The organism is Arthrobacter zhaoguopingii (assembly GCF_009828595.1).
Taxonomy (GTDB): Bacteria; Actinomycetota; Actinomycetes; order Actinomycetales; family Micrococcaceae; genus Arthrobacter_D; species Arthrobacter_D zhaoguopingii.
The window spans coordinates 105,600-122,312 of the sequence record NZ_WPNY01000008.1 but is presented as its reverse complement, the minus strand read 5'-3'; the positions used below and the strand labels follow the sequence as shown (position 1 = coordinate 122,312).

The following is a 16,713-nucleotide window of genomic DNA, read 5'->3' as shown; positions in this document are numbered from 1 at the left end:
CCTACCCCCACGGACCGCGCTGAACCAGATTCTCGGGGGCGGCGCTGCTGCCCAGCAGGTGGAGCTGACGCTCCAGGAGCCGGACGATGCGGGGCCAGAACGCCCCGGAATTGCCTCCGACGTGCGGGGTGATCAGCGCACCGGGCGCCCGCCACAGCGGGTGTTCCGCCGGCAGCGGTTCGGGATCCACGACGTCCAGGGCGGCGCGGAGCCTGCCCGCCACCACCTCCCGCGTCAGCGCTTCGGTGTCAACGACGGGGCCGCGGGCGACATTGACCACCAGGGCGCCGTCCGGAAGGGCGGCGAGCACCTCGGCCCCGATCAACCCCTGGGTCGCCTCCGTCAGCGGCGTGATGACGATGACCACGTCGTGGGTGGGCGCCAGTGCCACGAGCTCCGAGGCCGCGTGGACGTGCCCGGATTCGTCGTCGCGGGCGGAACTGCCGACCCGGGTGAGAAGGACGTCGAAGGCGTCGAGCCGGCGTTGAATCTCCCGGCCGATGCCGCCCACGCCGACCAGGAGCACGCGCCGGTCGGCGAGTCCCGGGTACCGCCGCGGCCGCCACAGGCCCTCGCGCTGATTGCGGACGGCGTCGTCGATTCCGCGCAGCGAGGCCAGGGCCAGGCCGACGGCGAGCTCGGCGGTCGCGGCGGCATGGACTCCCGAGGCGGTGGCGATGCCGACGCCGGGCCCGACGAGATCGGTCACCCCGTCGTAGCCGGTGGTCTGGGTTTGAACGAGCTTCAGGCCCGGCGCCGCGGGCAGGGCGGAGCGCAGGTCTGGGCTGCCGGTGTAGGGAAGGACAACGGCGTCGACCTCCGCCGGGTCAATTCCCGCCGGGGCGCTGTCGAAGTCCCAGACCGCCAGCCGGATGGCGCCGGCGGCGGGGGCGAGGGCCTCCCGCAGCTCCTCCGAGGGGACGGTGAGGGTTCGAATCGCCTGGCCGGGACTGCCGCTGGTCTCCATCGGGCCAGCCTAACGGCCGCCGCGGGCCGGAGCGCACCGCCGGTGCGGCGGCGCCGCCGCTGCGGGGGCGTGTGTGATCATACAAGGACCGGCGCCGCCTGCGAATGAGCTGCCGCCTGCCCACCACAGTTCAATCACCCCCGTTCAGCCACCTCCGGAGCCGCAGCTTGGATCGAGCCCTGTCGTACCTTACGTTCAACCCGGAGCACTTCGAGCGGCTCTCTCCGCGCCGTCGGATGCTGCTCAGCCAGGTGCCCCTTACCGCGACGGCCCTGATCCTCCTGGCCGTGGTGGCCATCTTCGCGCCGGCTCTCCTTGCAGGGACCCTGCTGCAGCTGTGCATGCTGATGCACCTGCTGCTGCTCGTACTCTGCGCCGCAGTCCCCTGGCACCGGCTCCCCCTGGCCGCGACGCTCGCGATACCGGTCCTCGAATTCGTTCCGATCGCCCTGATGCGCGAAGGAGCCGGCACCGAATTCACGGCCCTCGGCTTCCTCGCCGTCTTCCCGGTCATCTGGCTGACCGCATCGGGGATCCACCCCCGCGCCGCGATTCTCACCGGGGTGCTCGCCTCCCTGGCCGTGGTGTGGCTGCCGCAGTTTCTTCGGGGGCCCGTCACCGCCGAGGAACTGGCCCGGCCCATGCTCCTGCCCATCATGATGCTGGCCATCGGAATCACCATCAGCGCCATCACCGGGGGCTTTAGGAGCCAGCGGAGGATCCTTCAGAGCAAGGACGCCGAACTCCGCTCGCTCCTTCAGGCCAGCGCCCTGCGCGAACGGCTGCTCCACACCGTGGTGAACGCCGTCGACGTCGGGGTGCTCGCCGTCGACTCCTCAGGCAAGGAGATTCTCGCCAACCAGAAGCAGCGGCGGCTCATGCCCTCCACCGCGGCACCGGGCGGCGCCGTCCACGGCGAGGCCGCCGCCCCCATGTTTGAGGAAGACGGAACCACCGTCCTGCCGCCGGAACGGCGTCCGCTGTACCGGGCGGTCGGCGGCGAAATCTTTTCGAAGGAAGTGGTGCGGATCGGCGCCGGCCCGGAGCAGAAGACCCTTTCGGCGTCGGCGGCCCGGATGAAGTCCGACGACGGGCGCCATGACGGCACGGTTGTCACCTTCAGCGACGTGACCGAACTGATGTCGGCGCTGAACGCGAAACAAACCTTCATCTCCAACATCACCCACGAACTGCGCACCCCGCTGACCTCGATCGTGGGCTACGTGGAGATGCTCTCAGGCGTCGACGGCGCACCTGCACCGATGGTGGCCGGCCTCGACGTCGTCTCCCGCAATGCACAGCGCCTGCTCGGACTGGTCAACGACCTGCTGGGGACCGCCGACGGCCCGACGGCGCTGGACCCCTCCCCCATCGACTACGTCCAGGTGGTCTCCCAGGCCATCGCCTCGGCCACGCCCCGCGCCATCGAGGCGGGGGTCGTGCTCGACACCGATCTGGCGGACGGCCTGCGGGTGGTGTGCGACCCGGGGAAGATCGGGCAGGTGCTCGATAACCTCATCTCCAACGCAATCAAGTATTCGCCGCGCGGCGGCACCGTCACGGTTCACGCCCGGTCCGAGGACGGCCGGCTGCTGTGCACCGTGGCGGACACCGGGATGGGAATGAGCGAGGCCGACTGCCGCAACGTGTTCACCCGGTTCTTCCGCAGCCCGGAGGCGGTGCGTGCGGCGATCCCGGGCGTGGGGCTGGGCCTGGCCATCGTGAAGGAGATCATCGACCAGCACGACGGCGGGATCGAGTGCCGGAGCCGGCTCGGCGAGGGCACGTCCATGACCTTTTACCTGCCCCTGAGGCAGCCGGCCCTGAGCGTAAGCTGAGCGGCCGGTCCCTCGATTTTTCGATTCCGCAGGAGTGCTGGTAGAGTTTCATGCTGTTGCGGATGACACGGACTCGCAAAAAAGACCGTCTCGACGCCACGCACCTCTAGCTCAATTGGCAGAGCAATTGACTCTTAATCAATGGGTTCCGGGTTCAAGTCCCGGGGGGTGCACAGGGAAAATAGCGGCTCCTGCCCGACATCATGTCGGGTAGGGGCCGCTTTTCTTTTGCCTCAGGCCAGACCCCACTGGGCGACGTCGGGCCGGCCGTGAGGGGTTATGGAAATCCCTGGTTGGATCGGCCCATACCCAATCCATACTCGGGCCCGGCCCGCGGACCCCACGCCGGTGGTCACGGGCTGGCCCGGGCTGCGTCTATGCTTAAGACAGAAGCTCCCAGCGGGCTTCGAGGAACCCGGCAAGCTCTCGCCAGCTGCCGGGTTCCGTTCGTTGTAAGGTAAGTACGTCGCCACAGCCCAACCCGTGGGGCCGCAATCGACTCCTTCCGGCCTTCAGGAGCTCCGCGTGAAATCCAACGCCGATGACCCGCAGCGGTTCGACTTCCATCCCTGGCCGCAGCTGCCGCGTTCCGGCGGACGCTCCACTGCACGGATCGTGATCGGCAGCATCATTGTGGCCGTCATCGTCATCGACACGGCCCTTTCCGGGCCCAACCTCGGCCGCATCATCGTCGCCTGCATCATCCTGTACGTCGTGACCGTCTGGATGAGGCGCCAGCGCCCGCAGCAGCCGGACCGGTAGCCCGGCAGCGCTAGTCGTCGGCGGAGTGGCGTGACTCCTGGACCGCCGCGGACATAGCCACCGGCGGGCCGTCCACCGCGCAGTGGCGCAGGGTCGCGGCACCGGTCACAGCCGACCCGGTAGTCCATGCACCGGCAGCGCGGGCGGTGTCGGCGGTCTCAGCGCCGGTGGCGCCGGCGTCTGCGGGCTTCGGCGTCTTTGTTGTCGGTGCCGCCGGGCGATCCGCCCCTTCGGGCAGTGCGGGGTTGCGGATCGTCACTGCGGCCAGGACCGCTGCGGCGGCAAGGACCCCGGCGCACATCATCGCCGCGAACCGGAACCCTTCGGCGAAGACCGGCGGATCCGTGTAGGCGTCCCCGGACAGTCCGGCGAGGGCCGGAAGCACCGCGATGGCGAGAAGGCCCGCGGCGCGGGCGACCGCGTTGTTGACGCCGGATGCGAGGCCGGCCTGCGCGTCGGGGACCGAGGACAGCGCCGTGGAGGTCAGCGGCGCGACCAGCAGGGAAAGCCCGAGCCCAAGGACGACAACCGAGGGAAGAACATCGATCCAGTAGGAGGACCCCTCGCCGATGCCCAGCATCATCAGCGCCGCTATTGCGCAGATGGCCGGGCCCACCGCCATGGGCACCCGCGGCCCGATACGCACGCTCAGCGCACCTGCCCGGGAGGACAGCAGGAGCATCAGCACGGTGACCGGCAGCAGGGCAATTCCCGCGGCAAGCGGAGAGAACCCGGCGACGACCTGCAGGTGGACGACGAGCAGGAAGAAGATGCCCCCGAAGGCACCATAGATCAGGAAGGTGACGGCGTTGGTGGCACTGAACTGGCGCACCGCGAAAATGCCCAGCGGCAGCATGGGCCGCGCCAGCCTGCTTTCCGTGACGAAAAAGGCGATGGTGCACACCGTGCCAAAGGCGGCCGCGGTGACCACCGGCGCGGCCAGAGGCCCGGCGGTGGGGATGTCGATCAGCGCGTAGGTCCAGCCGCCCAGCGCCCCCGCCCCCAGCAGGCCGCCGAGGTAGTCGGGGGTGCCGGTGGCAGAGGGATTGCGGGTTTCCGGGACGTGGCGGTGGGAGATGATGACGACGACGACGGCGATCGGCACGTTGATGAGGAAGATCCACCGCCAGGAGACGCTCTCGACAAGCCAGCCGCCCAGGAAGGGCCCGATGGCCGTCGCCACACCTCCGAGTCCCGACCACGCGCCGATGGCCCGCGCGCGGTCCTCCCACACGAATGATGCCTGGATCATGGCCAGACTGCCCGGCGTCAGCAGGGCCCCTCCGATGCCCTGCAGGGCACGCGCGGCGATCAGGGTGCCGGCATTGGGGGCCAGCCCGCACAGCAGCGAGGCCACGGCGAACCATACGACGCCGATGACGAACACGCGCTTGCGGCCGTACCGGTCGCCGAGCGATCCGCCCAGCAGGATGAAGGCGGCCAGGGTCAGCGTGTAGGCCGTGATCGTCCACTGCAGGACCTCGAAGGGGGCATCGAATTCCTCGCCGATCGCGGGAAGCGCCACGTTGACGACCGTGGCGTCGATTCCCGCGATTGCCGACCCCAGAATGGAGGCCAGCAACAGCCAGCGGCCTGACGCCGACCCAAACCGTACAACCTCGTTCATGAATTCTCTGCTTCCCGGCAGGCCTCCCGTCGGCTGCCAAGAGTCAGTGTCCCATCCACCCGAAAGCCAAACAAGGAAGGGGCCCGGGAACCTGCCAGCATGACGCGGCGGCTCCCGGGCACCGGCGGGCGCTCAGGAGCTGGAGGCCTCCTTGTTGACGTCCGTCGGTGAGTCATACTCCCGGTCGGGCAGCCCCCGCAGGGTCTGCATCACCTCGTCACCGGCGCCTGAGCCCTCCGCGTGCTTCACCAGGTCGTCCTTGGATACGGGGTAGTCGATCCCCCCGAGCGCCTTCTGGATATCGATCGGGCTTGGATTGGCCATTGCGTGCATCCCTTCTGTTGATGGACCGATTCACTGGCCGAGGATCGCCCCGGCAGCGTCTGTGGCACGGTCGGTGACCGTCGTCGGGTCGGCGGCCCCGGCCGGCACGCCCCGGTCCTCCGACCCGCGCCGGGTCACGACGCGCCCTCCACCACCGGGCCCGGCCCCCGGATCTTCCGCACCACCGCCGAGGTGGACCGTTCGGGAACGTAGTCGAGGATCCGCACCGACCCGCCGCAGGCCTCCACGGCCGGTGTCTCGGCGAGCATCTGTTCGGAGTAGTCGCCGCCCTTGGCGTAGATGTCCGGGCGGAGGGCCTCGATCAGGGGCACCGGGGTGTCGGTGCTGAACACCGTGACGTAGTCGACGCAGCTCAGGGCGGCCAGCACACCGGCCCGGTCGGCGACCGGGTTGATGGGGCGGTCGGGGCCCTTGAGCCGCCGCACGCCGTCGTCGTCGTTAACGGCGACGACAAGCACGTCACCGAGCTGCTTGGCCTGGTTGAGGTAGGCGGTGTGGCCGCGGTGGAGCACGTCGAAACAGCCGTTGGTGAGCACGATCCTCCGTCCCTCCGCCCGCTCCCGCCGGATGGCCTGCAGCAGCTCGTCCGGTTCGAGCGCCGTCCCCGCGAAGCTGCCCAGGTGCTGGGCGAGGTCGGCGGCCGAACAGACCGAGGTGCCGGCGCGGTGCACCACGATGTCGGCGCCTGCCTGGGCGAGGTCGAGGCTTGTCGTCAGCGGCAACCCGGCGGCGCGGGCGGCGGCCAGGCAGGCCACGAAGGTGTCCCCCGCGCCGGAGGCCTGCTTCTCGGTGGCGGGCCTCGCCCAGGTGCGGTGGAACTCCCTGTCGGCGGTCAGCAGGACCGTGCCGTCCCGGTCGAGGGTGACGACGACGGCGGCCGCTCCACTGGCCTCGAGCAGGTCGGCGGTGCGCTCGCGCACCGCCCGGGCCCGGTCCCCCCGCGGGTCGAGCCGCTCCCCGAGCAGTCCTGCCGCCTCGCGGGCGTTGGGCGTGACCAGGTCGGGGCGCAGTGCGGCCCACGCGGCCGGGTCGTGGGCGTCGACGAGGGTCAGACGGTCCCCTGGTGCGGCCGCGAGCGCGTCGCGGACCTGACCGTCGAGGACGCCGGAGCCGTAGTCGCACACGATGACGGCGTCGCTGCCGTCGACCGCAGCCGCGGCCTCGGCGGCTACCCGCGCAGCGGCACCGGCCGGCACCCTCCGTGGGGTCTCATCGAGGCGCAGCAGCACCTGGTCGCCGCCGAGGATGCGGTACTTGGTGGTGGTGGTGATGGCCGGATCCTCGACGAGGTGGGTGACGTCCACACCCGCCGCGGCGAGTAGTCCGCGCAACCGGGCGCCGGCGTCATCGGCGCCCGTGAGCCCGCACAGGCGCACCCGGGCGCCGAGGGCGGCGAGGTTCATCGCGGTGTTGGCCGCGCCGCCCGGTGCGTAGTCCCGGCGGTCGAGCTCCACCACCGGGGCCGGAGCCTCCCGGCAGAGCCGCTCGATGGTGCCGCTGAACCAGCCGTCGAGCATCACATCACCCACCACCGTGATGACCGGCGATATCCCGGCGATGCTCAGCGGAACCCAGCCGGCCAGGCCGCGGACCTCCTCGAGGCCGCCCATCAGGGTTTTCCCACCGGAGGGGAACTGATGTGCACCACCTTGACCAGGGTGAACTCGTCGAGCAGTTCGGGCCCGTAGCCGAACCCCTCGCCGCTGATCCCCCGCGGCTGGGCCGAGCCACCGGGGGCACCGCCGAAGACGGCGTTCACCTTCACGGTGCCCACGGGAAGGGTGGCGACGGCGCGCTGGGCGTTGGCGATGCTGCCGGTCAGCACGGTCGCGGCCAGGCCGTACCGGCCGGACGCCGCGCGGGCCAGGCCCTCTTCGAAGCTCTCGACGACGCTCACCGGGGCCACCGGGCCGAAGGTCTCCTCGGTCATCACCCGCATCACCTCGGTGCAGCCCAGGAGCACCGTGGCCGGGTAGTGGGCGCCCGGGCCCTCCGGGATCCTCCCCCCAATGGCCCGCACCGCGCCGAAGGTGATCGCCTCGGAAACCTGGGCGTGGACCTCCTCGCGCAGCCGAGTGTCAACAAGGGGCGCGAATGCTCCGCCGTCGTTGCGGCGCCGGGCCTGCTCGACGAGCGCCTCGGCGAAGCGCCCGAAAATCCCGCGGTGCACGTAGATCCGCTCAACGGCCGTGCAGATCTGCCCGCTGTTGCTGAACGCGCCGACCGCGGCCTGTTCCGCGGCCCACACCGGGTCCACGTCGTCGTCGATGACGAGCGGATCATTGCCGCCGTTCTCCCGCAGCACATGCGAACCGGTAAGCGCAGCGGCACGGGCGATGCGCTCTCCCGTGGCGCTTGAGCCGACATGGGCGAAGACATCGACCCCGCTCTGCCGGGTCAGGATGGCGCCGACCTCGGCTCCGCCGGTGAGGGTGATGAGCACCCCGTAGGGGAAGGCCTGCGAGAGGACCTCCCCGAGCCGAACGCCGAGGTGGGGGCAGCGCTCACTGGGCTTGTGCACCACGGTGTTGCCCGTCACCAGCGCCGCCGCGATCAACCCCACAGCGACGGCCACCGGGTCGTTCCAGGGGGTCAGCAGGACGGCGACTCCACGGGGCCCGGCCAGTGTGTAGTCCGCCGCGAGCACCGCTCCGCGCAGGGCGTGACCACGGTGCACCGGCCCCAGCTCGGCGTACTGCTCAAGGGCCGACACCCCCGCGTGCACCCCGGCCAGTGCCTCCTCCACCGGGCGTCCCGTCTCGCGGGCGTTCAGCTCCGCGAGCTCCCGCGCCGCGGCCCGCAGGGCATCGGCCGCCGAGCGCAGGTGGCGGCCGCGGGCCGCCGGGTCGGTGGCGGCCCACTCGGGGTGGACGGTGCGGGCGAGGGACAGGGCAATCTCCACCTGCTCCGGGGTCGAGGATTCGAGGGTCCCGACAAGCGTCCCGTCCCGGGGATCCAGCACGGTAATTGCGTCGGCCGCCGCGGGCGAATCGACGTGGGAGTTGGTGGACATCGCGCTCCTTGGCAGGTTCTCCGGGTCGGCCCTCGGCGGCTCAGATATTCCGGCGGGTAGCTAGACCAATACCCCGGCGTCCATGAATTTACACAGCCCCGGCGTGGAGATTTAGAAATTGTCCTGCGTCCCTGCCGGAACCTATGGTTTCCTCAGCACGGCCAGCGGAGACGGTGCGTCAACGCCGGAATGGACCCGGGATGCGGCCCGGAGGTGAATCAGGAGGGATCATGAACCACGCCCTGCCGGCGGTGGCCGAAAGCACTGACGCAACCACCCGGGGAGTCGGGCCGGTGGGTCCGGCCTTCGAGGATGTCCAGCGCATTGCGGTACTGCGCGGCGGAGGCCTCGGGGACCTGATGTTCGCCGTGCCCGCCATCGACGCCCTCAAGGCCCGGTACCCCCAGGCACGCATCACCCTGCTGGGCACCCCGCTCGCCGCCGCGCTGCTCCGGGACCGCCCCGGCCCGGTGTCCGACGTCGAGATCCTTCCGGTGGCGCCGGGTATCCGCGAGGGGTTGGCCGACCCGCTGGCGGTGGAGGAGTTCTTCCACCGGATGGCTGCGCTGAACTTCGACCTGGCCGTCCAAATCCACGGCGGCGGGCGCAACTCCAATCCGTTCCTGCTCCGCCTCGGCGCCCGTCACACCATCGGCACCCGGACCCCCGACGCTGCGGCACTGGAACGCACGATTCCCTACATCTACTACCAGCACGAAGTCTTCCGTGCCCTTGAGGTTGCCGGCCTCGCGGGGGCCGAACCGCGGATCCTCGAACCGCGGATCGCGGTACGGGCCGGCGAACTCGACGACGCCGCCCGGCTCGTGCCCGGCGACGGCCCGCTGGTGACCCTCCATCCGGGCGCGACGGATCCGCGCCGGCGCTGGCCGGCGGAATCCTTCGCGGCGGTGGCCGCCCTGGCGGCCGCGGACGGCGCCCGGGTCCTCGTCGTGGGCGACGAGGGAGACATCCCGGCCGCGCAGGAGATCCTTCGGCGCGCACGCCGGCAGGCGCCCGGCTCCTCTATCACCTCACTTGCCGGAGACCTTGACCTGGGCCAGCTGGCCGGCGTGCTCGCCGCAAGCACCGTAGTCGTCGGCAACGACAGCGGACCACGCCACCTGGCGCAGGCCGTGGGCACCCCGACCGTCGGGGTCTACTGGATCGGCAACGTCATTAGCGCCGGCGCCATCGGCCGCGCACTGCACCGGGTCCACCTCGCCTGGGTCATCGCCTGCCCCACCTGCGGGGTGGACGTGACCCAGGTGGGCTGGACGGCCGAACGGTGCGAGCACGACGACTCGCTGGTCGGGTCCGTCCAGCCCGACGCCGTCTACTCGGACGTACGCGAACTCATGGCCACGAACCTTCCTCTTCGTGGCAGATGAGCATCTGGCGCACCTCGCAGCCCGTCGGCTGCGACAGGGCGAACAGGATGGCGGCGGCCACCCGCTCGGGGTCGTTGAGCCGTGAGTCGTCCTGCGGCTTGTATCGTTCGTCGCGGTCGTCGAAGAACCGGGTCTTCATGCCCCCCGGGATGATGGTGGTGACCCCGATCCGGCCGGAGGTTTCGGCTGCGAGGGCGTGGGAGAAGCCGACGACGCCGAACTTCGAGGCGCAGTAGGCGGTGGCGTCGGCCACCGCCCGGATGCCGAGGGTGGAGGCGATCGTTACCACCCGTCCGTGGACGGGCAGGAGGTAGGGCAGGGCGGCGCGGACGGTGGAGACGGTGCCGAGCAGGTTGACGCCCAAGACCTTCTCCCACTGCTCGGCCGGGACGTCTTCGAGCTTTCCGCAGCGGTCGATGCCGGCGGCGGTCACCACGGCGTCGAGCCCGCCGAGCGTCTCGCCCGCCTCCCGGACGGCGGCCTCGACCGCGCTCCGGTCGGCTACGTCGACCTCGAAGGCCTTGACCCCGGAGACCCGGCTGACGTCGAGGTCAAGGACGACCGGGGTGCCGCCGGCGGCCAGGACGGCCTCCACGACGGCGGCGCCGAGGCCGGAGCCTCCCCCGGTGACGAGCACCCGCCCGGGGTTGGACGCGGCCGGGGACTGGTGGTCAGTTGCTGGAGGTGTCATTTCTTCCTTTCGGTTGCTGCTTCAGGTGCCCCGGCCCGGCGGATCGACCGGGCCGTCAAGAGAGCGGGGCCGCTCAGCCCACGCGGGCCAGGGCGGCCGCGAGTATCGTGGTGGAACGGGCCGGAATGTAGGGAACGGTGACGGTCCTGCCGCCCCAGCCGGCGACGAGGCGCGCCTCCGGCAGGTCGGCGGCGGCGTAGTCGCCGCCCTTGACCCAGATGTCCGGCCGCAGGCGTTCCAGGGCGTTTTCCGGGGTCGATTCCTCGAAGACCAGCACCGCGTCGACGCATTCAAGGGCAAGGAGCAGTTCCACCCGGTCCTGAAGCTGCATGATCGGCCGGGTTTCGCCCTTGAGGCGGCGCACCGAGGCATCCGAATTCAGGCACACAATGAGGCAGTCTCCCAGCCCGCGGGCGGCGGCGAGGGTGCGGGCATGACCGGCGTGGAGCAGGTCGAAGCAGCCTCCGGTGGCCACCACCGTGCCGCCCGCCCCGCGCGTCCGCCGGGCCGTGTCCAGGGCATCCGCGCCGGGGACCGCGAGTGCCGCCGGTTCCCGGACGGCGCGGAGGGAGGACACCCCGCCGGCGCCCAGGAAGGCGGCTGCGGCCTGCACCGCCTCCTGTGCGGCGGCGTCGAGGGGATACCCGCTGGCCAGGGCTACAGCGAGGGTGGCGGCGAAGCGGTCTCCCGCGCCGCAGGGATCGGGGGCGGTGACCTTCGGGGCGGGCACGGCCTGGGGCAGGGCATCCTCCGCCGAAACCAGTGCACCCCGTTCCCCCAGGGTCACCACCACGGCGCGGGCCTTCCACCGCGTGCGCAGGCGGTCTGCGGCCTCGGCGGCCGCGGCGGTGGGCTCGCCGTCGACCCCGGCGAACCGGAGCGCCTCGGCGAAGTTGGGCGTCACCGCGGTGGTTCCGGGCAGCGGGTCGGCCCCCGACGGGTGCGGGTCCCAGACCACCGGGACCCGTCCCACCTGCCTCGCCAGCGCCCGGCGCAGGTCGTCGTTGAGCAGCAGCCCCCGGCCGTAGTCGGCCGCCACGATCGCCTCGGCGCGCTCAAGGGCGGCCACCATCTCCGGGGTGCAGGCCGGCACCGGTGCCGGCGCGCACCCCTCATCGAAGCGCACGATCGCGTGCCCGGCGGCCCGGACCCGGGTCTTCACCGGGGTCGGGGCGCCGGACGGGCCTGCGGTCACGGTGATCCCCTTGAGCTCGGCGCGCAGGAAGACCGCGGCGTCGTCGTCGGAGAGCACCGTGACCAGTTCGGTGTCGTGGCCGTCCCGCTGGAGCATCCGCGCCACCAGCCCGGCGCCGCCGGCCCGCCGCTGCACCGTGTCGACGTCGACGACCGGCACGGGGGCATCCGGGGAGAGGCGTTCCGCCGCTCCGGACAGGTCGGCGTCCAGGAGGACATCGCCGATCACCAGGACCCTCATGAGCGTTCCTCCCGGTACCGGCGCACTTCCGAATCGAACGCCCGGCAGAGCGCGTGCAGGGCGATCAGGTGTCCCTCCTGGGCGTTGGCCGAGGCCGCCTCCACCGCAACGTAGTCGTCGACGCAGCAGCTGAGCGGGTTGGGCGCCGGACCGGTGAGGGCCCAGGTGATGATGCCCGCCGCGCGGGCCGCCTCCACCGCGTGCAGCAGGTTGGGGCTTTTCCCGCTCGTGCTCAACAGGATCAGCACGTCGCCCCGCCGGCCGTGGGCGCGCACCTGGCGGGCGAACAGCTGGTCGTACCCGTAGTCGTTGGCGATCGCGGTCACCGCCGAGCTCTCGGCATGGAGGGAAATCGCGGAGAACGGTTCGCGCTCGCCGTCGAACCTTCCGACCAGTTCGGCGGTGAGGTGCTGCGCCTCAGCGGCCGACCCGCCGTTTCCTGCGGCGAGCAGCCGGCTCCCGGCCAGGAGGCGCCCGGCCAGCTCCACTCCCCAGCGGGCGAGGTGGTCCGCCTCTGCGCGCAGGGATTCGAGGGCGGGAAGGACCGCCGCGAGGTGGTCCACGACGGCCTTCAGGGAGTGCGCATGCCGCTCGTCGGAGAATCCGTCGAGTCCGGCCGGAAGGTCCCGGTGGTGGGCCGGCAGGGTTCCAAGTGGCCGGCCGGCGTTGAGGTATTCGGCGGTCACAGCGCCCTCCCTCCCGTGCTCTCCAGCGGGCGCGGCAGCGGAAGCCCCTGCGCCTCATCGGCCAGGCGTGCGCTGCCCAGTGTCAGCAGGTAGGCCTTTTCGGTGTCCGCGGCGATCCGGTTCCAGGAATACCGGGCCCGGACCCGCCGGTTTCCGTTCCGGCCAAGTTCGGTGCCCCAGCCGGGGCTGTCGAGGATCTCCTTGACCGCACCGGCGATGGCACCGGGGTCCTGCGGCGGAACGTGCCTGCCGGTGCGTCCGTCGACCACCGTGTCGACAAGTCCCCCGACGGCCGCGGCGACAACGGGAACCCCGCACGCCATGGCCTCGAGGGGGACGATGCCGAAAGGCTCATACCAGGGGGCGCAGACGACGGCATCGGCGCTGCGCAGGACCGGGGGCATGTCCTCCCGCCCCACCTGGCCCGCGAACACCACCCGGTCCTCGACCTCCAGGTCGGCGGCAAGGGCCTTCAGCCGCCGTGCCTCAGGATCCTCCTCGAGGCGGGCCGCGTTTCCGGGGCCGCCGACGAGCACAAGCTCGACGTCGTAGCCGCCGTCGGCGAGGATCCGCAGGGCGCGGATCGCCAGGTCCATGCCCTTGCGTGGAACGAGGCGTCCGACCGAAACGATCCGGTGTGCGCGCCCGCGGGGAGCTGCGGGCCCCGACGGGGAAAACAGGTCGAGGTCGACCCCGCACGGTGCAATGGAGACCCGGGTGCCGGGGATGCCGAGCGCCTTGAGCTCGAAAACCTCGTCGCTGCAGGTGGCGATGATCCGGTCCGCATCCCGGCCGACGGCCGTCTCAAGCCGGATGCGCTCCGCGGGACTGGTGTCCTCACCGCCCTGATGTCGCCGCTTCACCGTGCCCAGGGCGTGGAAGGTCTGGACAACCACCGGCCGGCGGGTGGGAGGGCACTGCGCGGCCGCGTCGAGGCAGGCCAGCCCGGACATCCAGAAATGTCCGTGCACCACCTCGGGCGGGCGGGCCCCCCAGTCCGCCAGGATGCCCCGGGCGAAGTCCGGCATGAACGGCAGCAGCTGGTCCTTCGGCACTGCACGGGGAGGACCGGCATCCACGTGGACGATGTCGAGGCCCGCGGCGGAACGCACGCGCCGGGGCAGGCCGGGATCGTCCCGTCGGGTGTAGACCGTGACGTCGTGGCCGCGCTGCGCGAGGGCACGGGACAGCTCCGCGACATGCACGTTCTGCCCGCCGGCGTCGACTCCGCCCAGGGCCGCGAGCGGACTCGCGTGTTCGGAAACCAGGGATATCCTCACTGCGCTCTCCTTTTGGTTACTGCCAGGACCCGTCCGCGCCCGGCGGCGGCATCCAGCACGTCGTCCCAGTCCGCAAGGAACCGGGCGAGGGAATAACGGTCGAGGGCCGCCCGGCGGGCGGCGCGGCCGCGGGAACGGGCCTCGTCCGGGTCGGCCAGCAGCCGCGCCGCCATGGCCGTGAGCTCACCGACGTCCGTCGAGACGGCTCCGGCCTCGGGCGGGACAGCCCGGACTGCCTCGGTGGTCGCGAGGACCAGCACGGGCATGCCAAGGTGCATCGCCTCGAGCAGGGCGAGGCCAAGCGAAGTCCACCGCAGGGGGTGGAGGTAGGCGCGGGAGCGGGCCAGCCGGGAGTGGAGCTGCGCGGTGGGCAGGTCGCCTCCGAGCCGCAGCCGTTCCGGGGGCAGCCCGAGCAGGTCCGGAAGGCCGTCGCCGCCCATGCCGAACACCTCAAGGGGTGCGGTGGGGGCGAAGCGGGCCAGCAGGTCGGTGCCGGTGACGCGTCCCCTGCGGACGGGTTCGTTAATGACCACCGCGAGCTGTTCCAGGTCCCCGGTGTAGAGCGGGCCGGGATCGACAATGCCGTGTTCGACGACGGTGGTCCGGGCCATCCCGTTGTCCCACATCAGCTCGTTGAAATGGGTGACATGGACCACGGGGATGAGGTCCTGCCCCCCGAGGGGATGAAGCGCCGACGGAACGTCGCCTTTGGGGGTGTTGTGCTCGAGGAAGACGGCCGGCAGGTCCCGTCCGGGCGTGCGGTTCAGGAGCCGCTCGCACTCCGCGATTTCCTCGACCCGCTGCAGGACGACGACATCGATGTCCTGCCCGGCGAGCTCCCCGGGCTCCACCTCACGCACAGAATCAGGCCAGTCCCTCCCCGCGCGTCCCAGACCCCACGGCCCGCCCTCGGCGGTGGTGGGAAGCAGGTAGGTGTGGCTGCCGCGCACGAAGGCGTCGGTCCACCCTCCATGGACGTGCCAGAGCAGGATTCTCATTGGCTTCCCCGTTCCCGGCCGCGCGCCTCCGCGCGGCCGATGCGGCGCCGCGAACCGAGCGATGCCACCCCGGCGGTCAGCCGGCGGACGGCGTCGACGACCTCCTCGGGCTGGACGCTTGAGAGGCACGGATGGCCCGGCACCGGGCAGGTCCGGGCGCGGCTCCCGGCGCAGGACGCGCCCTGGTCTCCGAGGAGTTCAACGGGCACCTTGTAGGGCGCCCACCGCACGGCGGGGACCACGGGGGAGAACAGGCAGGCCACCGGAGTCCCCACGGCGGCGGCGAGGTGGGCCGGCCCGGTGTTGCCGGTGATGACGGCCGCAGCGCCCTGCACGACGGCGGCCAGGGAGGCAAGGTCCGTGCGGCCTCCGAGGTCGAGGCCCTCGGGGCCGGCGACCGTCGCGGTGAGCCCGGTCTCCGCAGGTCCGCCCGTGACGACCACCCGGAAGCCCGCGGCGGTGAGCAGTTCGACGGCGGCCGCATGGTGCAGCGGAGGCCAGGCACGCGCCGGTACGGCGGACCCGGGATGCACGACGACATAGGGTGCCTCCCCCACCAGGGCCGATATGTCGGGGAGACCGGTGACGTGGAGACGTCCGTCATCGTCCGGGGGGAGCTGGTAGCCGGCGGCCGCGGCGATGCGCAGCGCGCGTTCGGCCTCGGGCTGGTCCTCGGGGAAGTCCTCGCCCGGCTTGAGCCGGACATCGAGCAGGGACCCGGCGTAGTCGACCGACGCCCCCGTGATGCGCCCGATGCCGGCGAGCCGCAGCGCGAGGGCCAGCGGCAGCGGCGACTGGTGGAAGGAGGTGAGGATGACCGCCTCCGCGGCGCCGGATGCCTCGGCGTGGTCGATGACCTCCCGCAGCAGGCCGGAGGTGACCGGCGGTGCCGGATCGACGATCCAGGGCGCCGCCCAGGTGAGCACGTCCACGACGCCGGGCAGCAGCCGGGCCGCCGGGGCGCCCTGCGGCCCGCACAGCATGACAACCTCGGAGGGTGCTCCCCCGCGCCCGGCGGCGACGGCGCGGACAGCCGGTCCGGCGAGCAGGACGTCCCCCACGCTGTCGAGGCGGGCCACCAGCACGCGCCCGGTCACCGCGGATCCCGCCAGAGCAGCTCCACGGCGGCCCCGAGGGAGGAGGCGACGGCAGGTGCGGCCGCGATCTCCTCCGGGCGGGTGACGGCGGTGGGCACCAGGACACCGGCCGCCCCGGCGGCCCGGGCGGCCCCCATGTCGGCTCCGATGTCCCCGATCACCGCCACCTGGCCGGGCTCGAACCCGAGCCTGCGGCAGGCGCCCAGGACCATGCCGGGCTCCGGCTTCCGGCAGGCACACCCGTCGGCCGGGCCGTGGGGGCAGACCTCCCAGACGGCGAAGGGGCCAAGGATCTCCTCGATCCTGGCGTGGACGGCATCCACCTGCGCGCGGGTCAGGATCCCCCTCGCGATCCCGGACTGGTTCGTCACGACCCCCACGGCGACGCCGGCGCCCCGCAGCCGGTCGAGGACCTCCCGGGCACCGGGCATCTCCTCGACGAGCGCGGGCTCGCCGTTGTACGGGACGTCGACTACAAGCGTCCCGTCGCGGTCGAACAGGACCGCCTTCGGAGCGGCCGCAGCCAAAGCCCTGCTTCTCATACAAGCTCTGTTCCCGAGAAGAAGCAGTGCTAAACACTTGAGGG

Annotated in this window: 15 protein-coding genes and 1 tRNA gene; 4 read left to right on the top strand and 12 right to left on the bottom strand. The window is 71.8% G+C overall.

Features of this window, described 5'->3' with window-relative positions:
* Position 1: 1 nt before the first annotated feature.
* A complete protein-coding gene (locus GVV86_RS12045) occupies positions 2–967 on the bottom strand; it encodes a 2-hydroxyacid dehydrogenase (protein WP_159802948.1) in 966 nt (321 codons plus the stop codon).
* A 167-nt stretch (positions 968–1,134) separates the two neighbouring features.
* Between GVV86_RS12045 and GVV86_RS12040 the strand changes: the two genes are divergently transcribed.
* From GVV86_RS12040 to GVV86_RS12030, 3 genes are all read left to right on the top strand, one after another.
* Positions 1,135–2,805, top strand: coding sequence for a sensor histidine kinase (locus GVV86_RS12040; protein ID WP_159618384.1), 1,671 nt, complete (start codon positions 1,135–1,137; stop codon positions 2,803–2,805).
* A gap of 100 nt (positions 2,806–2,905) precedes the next feature.
* Positions 2,906–2,978: transfer RNA gene (locus GVV86_RS12035), tRNA-Lys, on the top strand.
* Between the two features lie 352 nt (positions 2,979–3,330).
* Positions 3,331–3,567, top strand: a complete 237-nt coding sequence (locus GVV86_RS12030) for a hypothetical protein (RefSeq protein WP_159802947.1) — start codon at positions 3,331–3,333, stop codon at positions 3,565–3,567.
* A 10-nt stretch (positions 3,568–3,577) separates the two neighbouring features.
* Here the strand turns inward: GVV86_RS12030 and GVV86_RS12025 are convergent, their stop codons facing one another.
* The 4 genes from GVV86_RS12025 to GVV86_RS12010 all read right to left on the bottom strand — a co-directional run bounded on the left by GVV86_RS12025 (position 3,578) and on the right by GVV86_RS12010 (position 8,552).
* Positions 3,578–5,194 carry an MFS transporter gene (locus GVV86_RS12025; protein ID WP_159802946.1) on the bottom strand — a complete coding sequence of 539 codons (1,617 nt, stop codon included), beginning with the start codon at positions 5,192–5,194 and terminating at the stop codon, positions 3,578–3,580.
* Between the two features lie 132 nt (positions 5,195–5,326).
* On the bottom strand, positions 5,327–5,518 hold the full coding sequence (locus GVV86_RS12020; protein WP_159618390.1) for a DUF2795 domain-containing protein: 192 nt from the start codon (positions 5,516–5,518) through the stop codon (positions 5,327–5,329).
* A 134-nt stretch (positions 5,519–5,652) separates the two neighbouring features.
* The gene (gene rfaE2 / locus GVV86_RS12015) at positions 5,653–7,149 is read right to left on the bottom strand and encodes a D-glycero-beta-D-manno-heptose 1-phosphate adenylyltransferase (protein ID WP_159802945.1); all 1,497 of its coding nucleotides are present in this window, start codon (positions 7,147–7,149) and stop codon (positions 5,653–5,655) included.
* Entirely contained in the window at positions 7,149–8,552 is a 1,404-nt protein-coding gene (locus tag GVV86_RS12010) for an aldehyde dehydrogenase family protein (protein WP_159802944.1), read from the bottom strand. The genes rfaE2 and GVV86_RS12010 overlap by 1 nt, the downstream gene beginning before the upstream one ends.
* 230 nt (positions 8,553–8,782) lie before the next feature.
* Between GVV86_RS12010 and GVV86_RS12005 the strand changes: the two genes are divergently transcribed.
* Positions 8,783–9,940, top strand: coding sequence for a glycosyltransferase family 9 protein (locus GVV86_RS12005; RefSeq protein WP_159802943.1), 1,158 nt, complete (start codon positions 8,783–8,785; stop codon positions 9,938–9,940).
* On the opposite strand, the gene GVV86_RS12000 is transcribed toward GVV86_RS12005, so the two are convergent.
* The 7 genes from GVV86_RS12000 to GVV86_RS18700 all read right to left on the bottom strand — a co-directional run bounded on the left by GVV86_RS12000 (position 9,906) and on the right by GVV86_RS18700 (position 16,669).
* Positions 9,906–10,631, bottom strand: coding sequence for an SDR family oxidoreductase (locus GVV86_RS12000; protein WP_159802942.1), 726 nt, complete (start codon positions 10,629–10,631; stop codon positions 9,906–9,908). The two genes, GVV86_RS12005 and GVV86_RS12000, sit on opposite strands and share 35 nt — an antisense overlap.
* A gap of 73 nt (positions 10,632–10,704) precedes the next feature.
* Positions 10,705–12,066, bottom strand: a complete 1,362-nt coding sequence (locus tag GVV86_RS11995; protein ID WP_159802941.1) for a PfkB family carbohydrate kinase — start codon at positions 12,064–12,066, stop codon at positions 10,705–10,707.
* Positions 12,063–12,752: a D-sedoheptulose-7-phosphate isomerase gene (locus tag GVV86_RS11990; RefSeq protein WP_425483358.1), complete on the bottom strand. Its 690-nt coding sequence runs from the start codon at positions 12,750–12,752 to the stop codon at positions 12,063–12,065. The genes GVV86_RS11995 and GVV86_RS11990 overlap by 4 nt, the downstream gene beginning before the upstream one ends.
* Entirely contained in the window at positions 12,749–14,032 is a 1,284-nt protein-coding gene (locus GVV86_RS11985; protein WP_159618402.1) for a glycosyltransferase, read from the bottom strand. The genes GVV86_RS11990 and GVV86_RS11985 overlap by 4 nt, the downstream gene beginning before the upstream one ends.
* A complete protein-coding gene (locus tag GVV86_RS11980; protein ID WP_159802940.1) occupies positions 14,029–15,030 on the bottom strand; it encodes a glycosyltransferase in 1,002 nt (333 codons plus the stop codon). The genes GVV86_RS11985 and GVV86_RS11980 overlap by 4 nt, the downstream gene beginning before the upstream one ends.
* Positions 15,027–16,127, bottom strand: a complete 1,101-nt coding sequence (locus GVV86_RS18705) for a glycosyltransferase family 9 protein (RefSeq protein ID WP_246199769.1) — start codon at positions 16,125–16,127, stop codon at positions 15,027–15,029. Before GVV86_RS18705 ends, GVV86_RS11980 begins: the two co-directional genes overlap by 4 nt.
* On the bottom strand, positions 16,124–16,669 hold the full coding sequence (locus GVV86_RS18700) for a D-glycero-alpha-D-manno-heptose-1,7-bisphosphate 7-phosphatase (RefSeq protein WP_246669970.1): 546 nt from the start codon (positions 16,667–16,669) through the stop codon (positions 16,124–16,126). Before GVV86_RS18700 ends, GVV86_RS18705 begins: the two co-directional genes overlap by 4 nt.
* Between the last annotated feature and the right edge of the window lie 44 nt (positions 16,670–16,713).